At 59.2% G+C, this 13,737-nt stretch carries 13 protein-coding genes; 11 read left to right on the forward strand and 2 right to left on the reverse strand.

The window, feature by feature from the left end; translation table 11 throughout:
- Window positions 1–4 precede the first annotated feature (4 nt).
- From ACLD1X_RS06425 to ACLD1X_RS06445, 5 genes are read left to right on the forward strand one after another with little or no spacing between them, the layout of a single operon-like run.
- Window positions 5–1,117 (forward strand): polysaccharide pyruvyl transferase family protein, encoded by a 1,113-nt coding sequence (locus ACLD1X_RS06425; protein ID WP_429366614.1) that lies wholly within the window; start codon window positions 5–7, stop codon window positions 1,115–1,117.
- Window positions 1,114–2,343 carry a polysaccharide biosynthesis C-terminal domain-containing protein gene (locus ACLD1X_RS06430; protein WP_429366615.1) on the forward strand — a complete coding sequence of 410 codons (1,230 nt, stop codon included), beginning with the start codon at window positions 1,114–1,116 and terminating at the stop codon, window positions 2,341–2,343. Before ACLD1X_RS06425 ends, ACLD1X_RS06430 begins: the two co-directional genes overlap by 4 nt.
- The gene (locus ACLD1X_RS06435) at window positions 2,334–3,437 is read left to right on the forward strand and encodes a hypothetical protein (protein WP_429366616.1); all 1,104 of its coding nucleotides are present in this window, start codon (window positions 2,334–2,336) and stop codon (window positions 3,435–3,437) included. The genes ACLD1X_RS06430 and ACLD1X_RS06435 overlap by 10 nt, the downstream gene beginning before the upstream one ends.
- Before the next feature lie 12 nt (window positions 3,438–3,449).
- Window positions 3,450–4,487, forward strand: coding sequence for an acyltransferase family protein (locus tag ACLD1X_RS06440; protein ID WP_429366617.1), 1,038 nt, complete (start codon window positions 3,450–3,452; stop codon window positions 4,485–4,487).
- A 27-nt stretch (window positions 4,488–4,514) separates the two neighbouring features.
- The gene (locus tag ACLD1X_RS06445) at window positions 4,515–5,663 is read left to right on the forward strand and encodes a GDSL-type esterase/lipase family protein (protein WP_429366618.1); all 1,149 of its coding nucleotides are present in this window, start codon (window positions 4,515–4,517) and stop codon (window positions 5,661–5,663) included.
- 56 nt (window positions 5,664–5,719) lie between these two features.
- Here the strand turns inward: ACLD1X_RS06445 and ACLD1X_RS06450 are convergent, their stop codons facing one another.
- Both ACLD1X_RS06450 and galU read right to left on the reverse strand, forming a co-directional pair.
- Window positions 5,720–6,136, reverse strand: coding sequence for a mannose-1-phosphate guanylyltransferase (locus ACLD1X_RS06450; protein WP_429366619.1), 417 nt, complete (start codon window positions 6,134–6,136; stop codon window positions 5,720–5,722).
- A 47-nt stretch (window positions 6,137–6,183) separates the two neighbouring features.
- Window positions 6,184–7,017 (reverse strand): UTP--glucose-1-phosphate uridylyltransferase GalU, encoded by an 834-nt coding sequence (galU, locus tag ACLD1X_RS06455; RefSeq protein ID WP_429366620.1) that lies wholly within the window; start codon window positions 7,015–7,017, stop codon window positions 6,184–6,186.
- Window positions 7,018–7,408: 391 nt separating this feature from the next.
- Between galU and galE the strand changes: the two genes are divergently transcribed.
- The 6 genes from galE to ACLD1X_RS06485 all read left to right on the forward strand — a co-directional run bounded on the left by galE (window position 7,409) and on the right by ACLD1X_RS06485 (window position 13,613).
- Window positions 7,409–8,425, forward strand: coding sequence for a UDP-glucose 4-epimerase GalE (gene galE, locus ACLD1X_RS06460; RefSeq protein WP_429366621.1), 1,017 nt, complete (start codon window positions 7,409–7,411; stop codon window positions 8,423–8,425).
- A 232-nt stretch (window positions 8,426–8,657) separates the two neighbouring features.
- Entirely contained in the window at window positions 8,658–8,894 is a 237-nt protein-coding gene (locus ACLD1X_RS06465) for a hypothetical protein (protein WP_429366622.1), read from the forward strand.
- Between the two features lie 144 nt (window positions 8,895–9,038).
- On the forward strand, window positions 9,039–10,100 hold the full coding sequence (locus ACLD1X_RS06470) for a polysaccharide biosynthesis/export family protein (protein WP_429366623.1): 1,062 nt from the start codon (window positions 9,039–9,041) through the stop codon (window positions 10,098–10,100).
- Window positions 10,101–10,114: 14 nt separating this feature from the next.
- On the forward strand, window positions 10,115–10,780 hold the full coding sequence (locus ACLD1X_RS06475) for a YjbF family lipoprotein (RefSeq protein ID WP_429366624.1): 666 nt from the start codon (window positions 10,115–10,117) through the stop codon (window positions 10,778–10,780).
- Window positions 10,777–11,538 (forward strand): capsule biosynthesis GfcC family protein, encoded by a 762-nt coding sequence (locus tag ACLD1X_RS06480; protein WP_429366625.1) that lies wholly within the window; start codon window positions 10,777–10,779, stop codon window positions 11,536–11,538. Before ACLD1X_RS06475 ends, ACLD1X_RS06480 begins: the two co-directional genes overlap by 4 nt.
- Complete coding sequence (locus ACLD1X_RS06485; RefSeq protein ID WP_429366626.1) at window positions 11,535–13,613, forward strand: YjbH domain-containing protein; 2,079 nt, start codon at window positions 11,535–11,537, stop codon at window positions 13,611–13,613. The genes ACLD1X_RS06480 and ACLD1X_RS06485 overlap by 4 nt, the downstream gene beginning before the upstream one ends.
- Window positions 13,614–13,737: the final 124 nt, after the last annotated feature.

Below are 13,737 nucleotides of genomic sequence, written 5' to 3' on the forward strand. Positions count from 1 at the left end.
GCTTATGAACGTAACGATTTTGCATGGCTACAGTGCGTCCAACTCCGGTGATGGTCTGCTAGTGGACCTGGCCATTGCCCTGGTGCAGCGCAACTTTGGTGACGACACCTCGATCAGTGTCGTGGCCTCCGATCCGGAGTCCTTCAGTTACTTGCCGCACCAGCGTTTTGATGCGCCGGTGATGGCGGCCAAGGGGCTGGGGCGGGTCAGGCAAGCGGTGTTTCTCAATCAGTCCTACGCCGGTCTTGCCGATCTGCTGAAGAGAACCGATTTGATCGTCGGCGTCGGCGGCGGTTACATGCGTTCCAAAAGTGCCTTCGAACACATCAAGCTGAAACTGGGCCACGCCAAGCAACTGGAAACGGCGATCCTCAGCAAGGTGCCGTCGGTGTATCTGCCGCAAAGCATCGGGCCGTTTCATGGTGACAGCCGCAAGATCGTCGAGCATTACACCAGCGCCGATGCTGTGTTTGTACGCGACAACAGGTCCTCGGCGATTTTCGATGCCTGTGAAAATGTCTACCGGGCGCCCGACCTGGCCGTCCAGTCATTGGCCAGCAAAATCCTCATGCAGCCCAAGTTCACCCGCTGCGCGCCATCGCCGGCAACGGTGTGCGTGGTACTGCGCAAGCCGCCGCAGTGGAGCAAGGAAAAGAAAGTCGCCTACGTGGCCAACCTGAAGTTGCTGCTGCAGCGCTTGAAGAACAAGAGCAAAGTGGTTTGCGCGGTCCAGAGCGCGGTGCGCGGCAATGATGACGGCGCGTTCTATCGCGAATTGGGCATCACCGAAGACCTGCTGCCATTGAAAGCAACGTTGGCCAAATATCAGCCGGACCTGGTGATTTCCGTGCGTCTGCACGGTGCAATCGAATCGCTGCTGTCCGGCGTCCCGGCGTATCACATCAGCTATGAGCGCAAAGGTTTCGGCGCCTATCAGGACATGGGCGTGGAAGACTGGGTGATCAACGGCGGCGATATCGATGTCGACACCATCATCAACACGGTCTACGCGCCGAACGCATTGTCCGGTTTCGGCAAGCGCCTGACCGACACCTGCCGCGAGATCGAGGCAAAAGCCGTGGCCATGGACGAGATCATCAAAGGTATCGTTCGATGATACTTCGGCTACTGCTTCGCGGCGGAGCATTGGGCGCGAAGTTTTTGCTGGTGCTGGCGATCACCCATTTCCTCGGTTATGAGGCGCTGGGTTTTTACGGCGTGGTGGTCGCCGCCTCGTTGATTGCGTCGAAGTTCTACAGCGTCGGCTTCAGTTCCGAAATCAATCGGCTGATCAGCGTCGGTGGCAGTTCGCGACGGGTCGTCGACAAGGTGCTGCTGTTGTACCTGGCCGTGGGTTTGCTGTTGTCGGTGGCGACGGTGCTGGTTTATTCGCTGTTCCAGGCAGTCGAGGCAACGGCTGCGCTGATCCTGTGTGTGACGCTGGTGCTGCTCACCGAACACCTGTCCTTCGAGATCAACTCCTTCGTGTTTTCGGCGCAGAAAGCCACGGCCGGCGCGCTGCTGTTTTTCATCAAGACCGGCCTCTGGGCGATGTTGGCGGTAGGCGGGATGATGCTCGGTTGGGTGTCCGGGATCGCCAGTGTGCTGTGGTTGTGGGTTGTGGCCAACGTGCTGGTGATCGTCGCCGGGTACCTGATTGTGGTGAACGTACACAAGGGCCGGGTGAGCGGGACGCTGGCCACGGCGACCGTGTGGAAGGCCGGGTTGCCGTTCTATCTCGGCACCGGGTTGATCGCGTTGAGTCAGTACGCCGAGCGTTTTCTGATTATCGATCTGGAACCTTACGCCAGCCTTGGTAAATACGTGTACGCGTGGTCGGCGGCCAATACCTTGCAAGCGCTGTCCTATGCGGTGGTGGCGGTGGTGGGCATCCCGGTGCTCGCCAAGCGTTTTCAGGCCGATCAACAGCCGTTCTCGGTCAGGCAATTGTTCGTCAACAAGTGGGTCATGCGCTCGCTGGTGGTGTCGGCCGCGGTGGCGGTGCTGATTTACCTGTTCTTCAATGTCGTGCTCGATTACGTCGCCTCAAGTGTTCCTCGCCCGGACAACGCGATCCTTGGCGTGTTGATTTTTTCCTTCGCCCTGCGTGCGATCGGCGACATCGTCTGGGGTGGTTTGATTGCCTCGAAGAACAGCCGGGTGTCACTGGCCAGCGCAGCGATTTGCTTGTTGGTTTCGGTGCCCGTCAGCTACATGCTGATCAAGCACTATTCGATTTATGGTGCCGCTTGGGGCAATGTCTTTGCGATCATCGTGCAGCTCGGCGTGATTGCCGTGTTGACCCGTGTGACCCGACCGAAAGGGGTTTTGGCATGGGGTTGAAGCTGCCGCTGATCGAGTTTCGCGGCAGAAAACTCGATTCCTCGATTTCGTTCCTGATCCTGTTCACCGGGTTGTTTCTGTCGGTGGCCATGCCGCTGTTGATCCCCCGCGATCCAGGCCCGGATGCCATGACCCTGTGGTCGTCCTACGCACGGGCCGACAACTGCAATTTCTGGAACCCGTTCTCGCCGGATCGCTCTTCCTATGAGTGTTCGGCGTTTCTGCTGCGGCCCACCGGGATCAACCTGACCAATGCCTGGGCCTACGGCATGTTCTGCAATTTTTTCCTCACGGCGATTCCGGTGGTGGTGTTCCGGCGCATGCCGCTGGCGATTTTCGGCACGCTGTGTTTGTGGGGCATCGTTCGTTCGTTTTTCCTTGAAAACCTGACCAAGGAAATCATTGTGTCGGTGGCGGTGTTGAGCATTTTGCTCAGCTCTTTGACGCGCAAATATCGCGGCGGATTTTTCCTCTCGGCGGTGATCTACGGCATTCTGATCCGCCCCTACTGGATTCTGTTTTCACTGTCCTGGGTCGGCGTCTGCGTGATGAAGAAGTATGTCTCGCGCTTCACGTTCTTCCTGATGCTGTTCCTGTTCTACCTGGCGGTCGCCATGGCGATCCAGGTGGCGCTCGGCTTTCCGGTGTCGTCGATCCGCGCCAGTAACAACGAATTGCGCACGGCGGGTGAGGAGGGTTCCAAGTCGTTGATCGTCTCGTGGCTCAGCGGAAGCGACTTCGTCTCGCAGGCGCTGGACTCGATGATCATCTTCTTCCGGTTGTCGTTCCCGGTGGAACTGATTCTGCTGTCGGGGCCGGGGCAGGTGATCTTCGTGGCGTTGATGATCATGACCGCGTTGCTGCTGTTCAAAGTCATTACCTCGACCGATTACAAAGGCGCGCCGATCCAGACCAAACCCAAGGAATTGATCGCGATTCCGCTGGCATTTTTGCTGGTTCAAGGCCTGTTCGAACCGGACTTCGGCTCCTTCGCCCGGCACTTCTCGATGGTGGTGCCGGTGTTGTTCGTGGGCCTGGGGTTGATGTTACGGGCGAACAAGCCGGTGCAAGTCGAATCAAGAATCCTGAATTGAGGCAGGTGCTTTATGTCGAGCAAGAAAAAGTCCCTGGAGATCGAAACCCTGCGTGGCCTGGCGTGCCTGCTGCTGGTGCTCTATCACGTCATCGGCCCGTTGGGCGGTGGCTTGAAAATAGACATCGGCTCGCCATTCCGGGTGCTCGCCGACTCGATGGTGTATGTGCGCATGCCGCTGTTCACCTTCATTTCCGGCTACATCTATTCCATCTACAAAATCCGCGGCAATGACTTTTCCGCGTTCTTCTCCGGCAAGGTCCGGCGGCTGATCGTGCCGTTGTTTTGCGTGGGCGTGCCGTTCTCGGTGTTGCAGGCGGTGGGTCCGGGTGTGAACAAGGACGTCGGTGTAATCGATGCGCTGTTGTCGTTCTATGTACCGGTCAACCACTTCTGGTTCTTGCAGGCGGTGTTCATCATTTTCATGTTCGTTGGCCTGCTGGAATGGCGTGGCTTGTTGCGCACGGCGACCCGGCTGTATCTGTTGTTTGCGTTTGCCGCGCTGGTGTTTCTGCTGCCACCGTTCAAGTTCGACGCGTTCGGCATCAACGGCGCGATCTACCTGCTGCCGTTTTTCGTGGCGGGGATGATTGGCCAGGCAAAGGTCAACGTATTCAAACAAAGGTTCAAGGTGATCGGCCCGTTGCTGTTCGTGTTGATCTCGCTGACGCTGCTGTACGTGGCGACAGTGGATCGCGAGTTGATCGTCGATCGCCGCAGCCTGGTCGGTTTGACGGTGGGCTGCGTGTCCTGCATTGCGCTGCTGTCGAGTGACATGCGCTCGAAGTGGCTGACCTGGTTGGGCGGCTATTCCTATGGGATTTTCCTGTTCCACGTGCTGTTCGCCGCCACCTCGCGGTTTGTGCTGGGGCGCCTGGGCGTGAAGGATGAAAGCCTGCTGGTGCTCGGTGGCGTGGCGTGTGGTTTGCTGGGGCCGGTTGTACTCTCGATGGTATTCAGCCGTTTCAATTTCACTTCCGTGCTGTTTCTGGGCGAGCGTGCAGCGACCAGGAAACCGCTGGCGAACATCGCCCCGGTGACGCAATCCTGATGATTGTCCGAGTGAAGGAAGTGATGCATGTTGGCAGTTGATGACGTCCAGCCTGTTGCGGTGTCGGTGGTCGAAGTCGGCGATGCGCGCGAGCGGTTTGCCCGGTGGCGCGTAGGCAAGGCGGGGAAGGTGCTGTCGATCTCGGTGATCGGCGACAGCTACAGTGCCGGGCAGGATTTCTATCTGAACAGACTGGTGCAGCGGGTGGCCGGGGAGGTCGGTTTTGCCGGCCCCGGATACGTCGGTTTCAACCATGGTGCGGCACTCGGCGGCTCGCATTTCAAATACACCCGCAGCAGCGAAAAGTACTTCGGCGGTGACTGGCAGGTGTCGGGCCTCGGCCAGGCCAGCCCCGACAGCCGCACCGTGACGGGGCGGCCCGGTGCGTGGATTCAGGTCGATGCCAGCCCGACACCGGCGATCAACACTGCTGTCACTCAGGCGAAATTGCTCTACCTCGGCAACGGTGAACCCAGTGAGGTGCGCTATCGCTGGACGCCGTCACAAGACTGGCAGCCATTGCAGCTCACGGGTGCCGGGGTTCAGCAAGTGCTGCTGCCAGGCACAACGGCAGCGGCAGACTGGGCATTCAGGCTGGAAGTGGTGAAAGGTGCATCCACGCTGTTTGGCCTGTGGATGAGCAACGACCAGGGCGGCGTGCGGGTGTCCAAGCTTGCTGCATCCGGCGCGGCATCCGCCGACTTCTACCACGACGATCCGCAGTGGCAGGCGCAGTGGAAAGCGGTGGTGTCGAAGATCCCTGCAGATATCTACCTGATCATGCTCGGCGGCAACGATCAGGGTTTCGGTGTGAAACCCGAGCAGTATCTGAAAAATGTTCAGGGGCTGGTGGGGATGGTCCGCGAGATTCAACCAGCGGCGAGCATCAACCTGATCCTGCGCCAGGACACCACACGGTCCAGTGCCTATCCGATGTCGGCTTATGCGCAGGTTCTCGAGCCCTGGGCTCGCAAGGAACGCCTCGGTTACGCCAATCTGCAGTGTGCGTTCGGTACCGACGTCAAACGCTACACCGCCGCCATGATCGGCCCGGACAGGATTCATCCGGTTCCGGCCACGGGTGGGCGGGTGATCGCTGATTTCTTTTATCGCCTAATTGTCGGTGGCAACGCTGGGTGTAGGAGCGAGCTTGCTCGCGATGGACTTGAACGATAACGCGTAAAACCAGATGCCCAGCGGTGTCATTGAGTTTATCGCGAGCGAGCTCGCTCCTACAGGGTGGTCGATTCGAAGTGCTCCAGATGAGCGAGCAGCTCTGCGGTCTTGAGTGGCATCAGTTGTGTGACACAGCGGGTCTCCACATTGATGATGATCGCCGGGTCGTTGCAGCAGATGCGCACGCGGAATCGCCAGTCGCTGAAAATCACTTTCAGTCCATCGCGGTCATCGATTTCCAGCGCCTGCCCGCGGTAAAGCCTTTTCAGGTGAGCGAGCAGGGGATAGGGATCGTTCATCGGCCGGCGGATGTCTCCGGAAGAGGGAAACATGCCGATCCGTTCCACCAGCAGCGTGGGGCCGAGCCAGGACTCGTTGGCGCTTGGCAACCGCTGATGCCGCGATAGCGAGGACATCACCCCGAGGTTGCCCACCTCCATTTCAATGTATGCCGAGAGTTTTTCAATGTTCATGGTTGGCGTTCCTGAATGAAGAGTGGGCGTGGGGTGCTGGAACCGTCTCAGCGGCCCTTGAGGTACAGGTTCTCGTAGCAGAAGTTGGTCGCCTGCAGGTAACCCTCGGCATCACCGCAATCGAAACGCAAACCCTTGAACTTGTAGGCCAGCACACAGCCGTCCTGCGCCTGCTTCATCAGGGCGTCGGTGATCTGGATCTCACCGCCTTTGCCCGGTTGGGTGTCGGCGATCAGGTCAAAGATATCGGGCGTCAGAATGTAGCGGCCGATGATCGCCAGATTTGACGGCGCGTCCTGCGGGGCGGGCTTTTCCACCATGTGCTTGACCCGGTAGATGCCGTCGGACATCAGCTCGCCAGCGATCACGCCGTACTTGTGGGTCTGGTCGCGCGGGACTTCCTGGATGGCCACGATCGAGCAGCGGTATTTCTTGTAGAGCTGGATCATTTGCGCAAGGACGCCGTCACCTTCCAGGTTCAGGCACAGGTCATCGGCCAGTACCACGGCGAACGGCTCATCGCCGATCAACGGGCGACCGCTGAGAATCGCGTGCCCCAAGCCCTTCATTTCCACCTGGCGGGTGTAGGAGAAGGTGCAGGTGTCGATCAGTTCGCGGGTGCCGGCGAGGAACTTCTCTTTTTCGGTGCCGCGAATCTGGTGTTCCAGCTCATAGCTGATGTCGAAGTGGTCTTCCAGTGCGCGCTTGCCCCGCCCGGTCACGATCGCCATGTGTTGCAGGCCGGCGTCCCGCGCCTCTTCAACGGCGTACTCGATCAACGGCTTGTTGACGATCGGCAGCATTTCCTTGGGCATCGCTTTAGTGGCCGGCAAGAAACGCGTGCCATAACCGGCAGCGGGGAACAAACATTTACGAATCATAAAAGTATCCTGGATATTCATGGAACACGGCCAACGAGTGCACGCACTAACGAAGGGGGTGAAAGTTTCAATGGATATTGAAGGGTTGCTTTAATACCTGACTCGGGTGGTTAGTGGCAATTAGCGATGATGGTAAAACACGATAATGTTATTAGATGTCGGTTGGAGCATTGTTGGTTATTTTTAGTCGGTATCTGTTGATAGTGATAAATGCACTTGGAGTGCTAATAAGTACCAGGCAATACAGTTTGACCTGCAAAAATATTTATTGCCAGTCGTTGAACTAATTTTGTTTTAGGTTGTTGTCGCCTTATTTGTGTGGATTGCGACACATATCCACAGCTTGAGGCTTGACACGCTACTTGGCACTTATCCAATCACGGACCGCGCTATGAAGATTCTGGTAACGGGTGGCACCGGTTATATCGGCTCACACACCACACTTGCGCTACTTGAAGCAGGTTATGAAGTTGTCGTGCTGGATAATCTTTGCAACAGCAGCGATGCGGCACTGCATGCCGTACAGGCCATTTGCGGCAAAAGTGCGTTGATGATTCGCGGCGATGTGTGTGACAGGTCCGTGCTGGACCGGATTTTCCGCGAGCACAGCATCGACGCTGTCCTGCATTTTGCCGGGCTCAAGGCAGTCGGCGAGAGCGTGCGCAAGCCGCTTGAGTATTACGAGACCAACGTCGGCGGCAGCATCACGCTGTGTCAGGCGATGGCGGCGGCCGGGGTGTTCCGCCTGGTGTTCAGCTCATCGGCGACGGTGTATGGCGAGCCTTTGCAGATGCCGATCCGCGAGGACTTCCCCACGGGCAATCCCACCAATCCCTATGGTCAATCCAAGTTGATCGTCGAAAATGTGCTGCGCGACCTGAGCCTGGCCGAGCCGCGCTGGAGCATCGCGCTGTTGCGCTACTTCAACCCGATCGGGGCGCATGACAGTGGGCGCATGGGCGAGGATCCCAACGGCATCCCCAACAATCTCGTGCCTTACATCAGCCAGGTGGCGGTTGGCAGCCTGCAGGAGTTGTCGATCTTCGGCGACGATTACCCCACGGTCGACGGCACGGGCGTGCGTGATTACATCCATGTCGTGGACCTGGCGGACGGGCACCTGAAGGCCCTGCAATCCATCGTCGGACGCACCGGCATTCATACCTGGAACCTGGGCACGGGCGATGGCTACAGCGTGATGCAAGTGCTGCGCGCCTTCGAGCAGGCGTGCGGGCAGCCGGTACCGTATCGGGTGATGCCGCGTCGCTCGGGTGATATTGCCCAGAGCTGGGCCGATGCCTCCAAGGCTGCCAGGGAGCTGGGCTGGAAAGCCACGCGCAACTTGCAGGACATGGTCACCGACACCTGGCGCTGGCAATCGAATCACCCCAACGGCTACCCGGGATGATGGCTTTTTAGTTCAATGTTATTTCCGGTCGGGTTGTTAGATATCGTCGGGAAAATACACTGGCAATGCCTTTTGCAAGTCCGTAGATATAAACCTGCCGTTCGACTTTTATCAGTTGGGTAAGACTGTGAAAGAACAACGGATCTTGTTCGCGATTTTCGCGGACTTGAACGCTACCACCTCTAACGTAATGCCCGATTGCTATCAGGTTGAATGTTAGAAAGGAGTTGATATGAAAAAAGTGATGGCGATTGCCCTGTTGTCGATGTTGAGCAACTGGGCTGCCGCAGCTGAAGCGCCGCTTACGGCGGTAACCAATGTAGTGGGTAATGTAGCGGCTTCCCAAGCCCCTGCCGCCAGTACTGCAATGGTTGCCAGTGCCATAGCGGCGTCCAACAGCGGTGGAAGTGCCAACGGCGGTACCACCGGTACGACGGGTACCACCGGTACAACCGGCACGCACAACTAACTGAAACATCTGTTGGTGCAGTACAAGGTCGCCCGACGAAAGTCGGGTGACTTTGTTTTTGGATTCGCCCTTGAATAGCGTAGTGCCATTATGACTCGTAGTGTTTATCTTTTAATGTTGGCAAGTATCGCTTTGCAAGGTTGCATGTTTTCCCCGGGCCAATACCTGAGCACCAGTGCCATCACCCGCCAAGGGGGCAGTGAAAGCAGCCGGGTCGAGCTGATTCCGATCACCCCCAAGCTGATCTCCATGAACCGGGCCACGCAAAAGCGCGAATCAGTGCCGGCTGAATTGTTGGCGGCGCCTGCCGAATACCGCATCGGCAACAACGATGTCCTGTACATCACGGTCTGGGATCACCCCGAGCTGACGGCCCCGTCCGGCGCGCAACAACAGATCGACGCCAACGGCCGTCTGGTGCGCGCCGATGGCACGCTCTATTACCCGTACATCAAGGAAGTCCAGGCCGCCGGCCGGACCATCCAGCAACTGCGCTCGGACATCGAACAACGACTGTCGGCGTTCATCGCCGAGCCGCAGGTGGATGTCGCGGTGTTGCGTTTTGCCAGTCAGAAAGTCGTGGTGACGGGGGCCGTCTCCAAGGCCGGTCCTCAAGCGATTTCCACCAATCCGCTGAGTGTGGTCGAAGCCCTCGGTTCTGCCGGCATCGATACCAACAATGCCGACCTCTCCGGCCTGATGCTGACGCGCAACGGGCGGGCGTACCCGCTCAATCTCGACTCGCTCAATCAGCAGGACTCCGAGTTGCAGAACATCTACCTCAAGGGTGGCGATCAGTTGTACCTGCCGTACAACGACAACAAGCGCATCTACGTCATGGGGGAGGTCAACCAGCCGCGCGCATTGAGCTTCAAGACGGCCACCATGAACCTCTCCGATGTACTCGGTTCGGTGGGCGGCCTGAGTCAGACCACCTCCAACGGCAACGCCGTGTACGTCATCCGTGGCGTTGAAAACCTCGATGTGGAACCGGCGAAGGTGTTCCAGCTGGAAGCCGAGTCGCCAACGGCCATGGCGCTCGCCTCGCACTTCGATGTGCGCCCCCAGGATGTCGTGTATGTCGGGCCTGCCAACGTGACTCGCTGGAACCGCTTTATCAGCCAGTTGGTGCCATCGGCATCGATTGTCGGTACGGGCGCTTCCGCAGCGAAGAACATGAGCGAAGTCAGCAGCAACAGCAAATAAGGCCGGGCCCGACTGTGAAAACGTTGAAAGTTGGCGTCTGCGTGATGGCGGCCGTGATGCTGAGTGGCTGTAACCCGCTGATGAGCGCTTCGTTGAACAACCTCAAGTCGGCGCTGATCGGGCCGGATGAGCTGGACGTGACGCCGGCACAAGTGGCCGAGGTCAAGTATCCGCAACTCAAACTGACCACGCCGTCCGGTTCCGGTGTGCTGGCGCTGGTGCGTGAGCGCGACGACCTGCAGTTCTGGGTCGCGTCCGGCAAACAGGTGCTGCTCATGCGCGATGGCCTCGCGGTGCGCAGCATCGGCCTGGGCCAGGGCGGCGATCTGGACGGGACGCGTCTTGCCGACACCGCGCCTTTCAAGCACGGCCTTCATCAAGTGCCGGATGGCTACACCAGCCAGCGCTGGATCGATCTCTATCAGGGTCACGAAGTGGGGGTGACCTTGAACAGTCGCTTCTTGCGCAAATCCATGGAAACCCTCGAAATCCTCAACAAGGAATACACCGTGCTACGTGTCGATGAGCAGATTGACGCCCCGGCCATCGGCCTGCGTGCGACCAATCGTTACTGGGTCGATCCCGTTGACGGTTTCATCGTGCAGAGTGAGCAGCAACTGACCTCGCAGTTGCGGGTCCGGATCGTGCAACTGACCCCTGACCGCAGGCATGCCCGTTGAAGCGGGTCAGGGCTCTGTCGGCGTGCCTGTTGTTGATCGCCGGCGTCAGCCAGGCAGCGGTCACCGTCACCGGTGACGTTGCCAACCCGGGGGCGGTCGACCTCCCGCCGGGCGGGCGATTGCTGGACGTGATCAGCGTGGCACAGCCCAATGCCGAGGGTTACTGGTTGGCGGGCGTACTGCTGCGCCAGTCCTTGCTTGAGGAACAGGCTCGGCTCAAGGCCGGGGTGTTGTTCGATCTGGACGTGTTGCAGCGCATGGCCTTGCTCTTCGATAGACCGAGCCGCGCAGCCCTCGCTGTGCGGCTGGCCGAGCAGGTCAGGCAGATGCCGGTCACCGGGCGCCAGGTGGCTGACCTGGACCCGGTCGCCGTGGAAGTGGGGTTTGCGCGCAACCTCCGCCTGGACGACGGCGACCGCCTCATCTACCCGTTGCGAGTCGACGAAGTCGAGGTCCTGGGCGCTGTCGCCGAGCCGTGCCGGCTGCAATATCAACCGCGGCAAGAGGTGCGCGATTACCTGCAAGGCTGCACGCCGCTGGTCGATGCCGACGCCGATTACTTGTGGTTGATCCAGCCCAACGGCACCTCCCGGCGAGTGGGTATTGCGCACTGGAATCGTGAAAGCGGGCAGGTGCCTGCCGCCGGCAGCAAGATTCTGGTCCCGGTCAAAACCGATGACCTTGATCCGCCAGTCCCTGAACTGAATCAGCAGTTGGCCGAATTTATTGCCACGCAGCTGGCTGAGGTGGTTCGTTGAATTTACGTTTTGCAGCCGTATTGTTATTGCCCTGTGGTCTGGCTTATGCAGAACCACGCATTACCCAAAATGATTTCGGTGGCGCCGGCTTGTTGCAAACGCCAACGGCCAGAATGGCGCCGGCCGGTGAGTTGAGCCTGAATGCCAATCGCACCGAGCCCTATAGTCGCTACAGCGTTTCACTCCAGCCACTCGAGTGGCTGGAAGGCTCGTTTCGCTACACCGCCATCACCAACCGCCCTTACGGTCCCGAGTCGTTGAGCGGCAACCAGAGCTACAAGGACAAGGCGGTCGACCTCAAGGCGCGCCTGTGGGAAGAAAGCCATTGGGCTCCCGAAGTGGCCGTGGGCTTCCGGGACATCGGTGGTACAGGCCTGTTCGCCAGTGAGTTCGTGGTGGCCAACAAGCGCTACGACAATTTTGATTTCAGCGCCGGCATTGCCTGGGGCTACCTGGGCAATCGCGGCGACTTCGAAAACCCGCTGGGTTCGCTCGACGATCGTTTCAAGACCCGTCCGGCCAGCGAAGGTACCGGTGATGTCAACGCCGGGTCCTATTTTCGTGGCAGTCCTTCAGTGTTCGGCGGCGTGAGCTACCAGACGCCTTGGGACCGGCTCAGCCTGAAACTGGAATACGAAGGCAACGATTACAAGAACGAGCCGAAGGACAACGAGATCAAGCAGGACTCGCCGATCAACCTCGGTGCGGTGTTCAGGCTGACGGATTCGATTGACGTCAGCGCGGCATGGGAGCGTGGCAACACGGCGATGTTCGGCGTCACCTTCCACACCAACTTCGCCAGCCGCAAGGCGCCGGCCAAGACGCTGGATCCGCCGGCCGAACCGTTGCCGGCAAAAGCGTCGACCACGCCGATGGATCAGGTCGACTGGGCCGATGTGTCCCGGCGCCTGCAGCAAAATGCCGGGTACAAGGTCGAGCGTATCAGCCAGCGTGACTCCGAACTGTTGGTGTATGGCGAGCAGTCGCGTTATTTCCATTCGGCCAAGGCCGTTGGCCGGGCGAGCCGGATTCTGGACAACAGCGTCAACGACGAGATCGACTGGTTCACTGTGGTCAACAAGCGCTACGACCTGCCGCTGGAAGAAACCAGCGTGCCTCGGCAAACCTTCCGCGAAGTGATCAACAACGAGGAGCCGCTGCAAGCGCTGCATCGCACCACCGAAATCAACCCGGCGGTGCCGCACAACGAGAAAACCCTCTACACCGAAGCACTCCAGCCATTCGCTTATGGCCTCGGGTTGGGCTTCAAGCAGAACGTGGGTGGCCCCGATGGCTTGCTCTATCAGTTCAGCGCCGACGCGGACGCCGAGTACCGCTTCAACCGCAACACCTGGTGGAGCGGCCTGCTCAGTGCCAATCTGATCAACAACTTCGACAAGTTCACCTATGACGCACCCAGCGGCTTGCCGCGTGTGCGCACCGACTTGCGCCAGTACATGACCACGTCCGAAGTCACCATGCCGTTGTTCCAGCTCAGCCATGCCGAGCAGTTGGACAAGGACCTGTATGGCATGGTTTACGGTGGCTACCTGGAGTCGATGTTTGCCGGCGTCGGGGGCGAGGTGCTGTTCCGTCCGACGGGGCAGCGCTGGTCGGTGGGGGCGGACCTGAACTACGTCCGCCAGCGCGAGTTCGACCAGGGGTTTGGTTTGCGTGATTATTCGGTGGTGACCGGCCACATCACCGGCTACACCGACTTGCCCCACGATACGCTTGCCGCCATCAGCGTCGGGCGTTACCTGGCAGGTGACTGGGGCGGCACACTGGATATCTCGCGGGAGTTTTCCAACGGCGTACGGTTTGGCGGGTGGGCAACGATCACCACCGCAGTCGGCGCTCAGTACGGCGAAGGCAGTTTCGACAAAGGCATCTACCTGTCCATTCCGTTCGACGAACTGATGAGCATGTCGACCATGCGCCGCGCCAACCTCGTCTGGTCGCCGCTGACCCGCGACGGCGGTGCGCGGCTCAATCGCAGCTTCCAGTTGCACTCCATGACCGACAGCCGCGACGACGACATGTTCTACCGCAACTTCGAGAAGATCACCGAGTAACCTGTGGGAGCGAGCCTGCTCGCGAAGACGCCGGCACATTCAGCATTGAAGTTGACTGACCCGATGCCTTCGCGAGCAGGCTCGCTCCCACACTGGTCCTCTGGTGAACCGGAAGTCCGGGTAG

It is taken from the genome of Pseudomonas sp. 18173, from assembly GCF_050432945.1.
In the GTDB taxonomy this organism is placed as follows: Bacteria; Pseudomonadota; Gammaproteobacteria; order Pseudomonadales; family Pseudomonadaceae; genus Aquipseudomonas.

Excerpts from the sequence above, each read along its gene's own strand:
- ACLD1X_RS06470 (WP_429366623.1), top strand. The coding sequence starts at position 9,039 with ATGTTTTCCCCGGGCCAATACCTGAGCACCAGTGCCATCACCCGCCAA.
- galU (WP_429366620.1), bottom strand. The coding sequence starts at position 7,017 with ATGATTCGTAAATGTTTGTTCCCCGCTGCCGGTTATGGCACGCGTTTC.
- ACLD1X_RS06435 (WP_429366616.1), top strand. The coding sequence starts at position 2,334 with ATGGGGTTGAAGCTGCCGCTGATCGAGTTTCGCGGCAGAAAACTCGAT.
- ACLD1X_RS06440 (WP_429366617.1), top strand. The coding sequence starts at position 3,450 with ATGTCGAGCAAGAAAAAGTCCCTGGAGATCGAAACCCTGCGTGGCCTG.
- galE (WP_429366621.1), top strand. The coding sequence starts at position 7,409 with ATGAAGATTCTGGTAACGGGTGGCACCGGTTATATCGGCTCACACACC.
- ACLD1X_RS06445 (WP_429366618.1), top strand. The coding sequence starts at position 4,515 with ATGTTGGCAGTTGATGACGTCCAGCCTGTTGCGGTGTCGGTGGTCGAA.
- ACLD1X_RS06430 (WP_429366615.1), top strand. The coding sequence starts at position 1,114 with ATGATACTTCGGCTACTGCTTCGCGGCGGAGCATTGGGCGCGAAGTTT.
- ACLD1X_RS06450 (WP_429366619.1), bottom strand. The coding sequence starts at position 6,136 with ATGAACATTGAAAAACTCTCGGCATACATTGAAATGGAGGTGGGCAAC.
- ACLD1X_RS06465 (WP_429366622.1), top strand. The coding sequence starts at position 8,658 with ATGAAAAAAGTGATGGCGATTGCCCTGTTGTCGATGTTGAGCAACTGG.
- ACLD1X_RS06425 (WP_429366614.1), top strand. The coding sequence starts at position 5 with ATGAACGTAACGATTTTGCATGGCTACAGTGCGTCCAACTCCGGTGAT.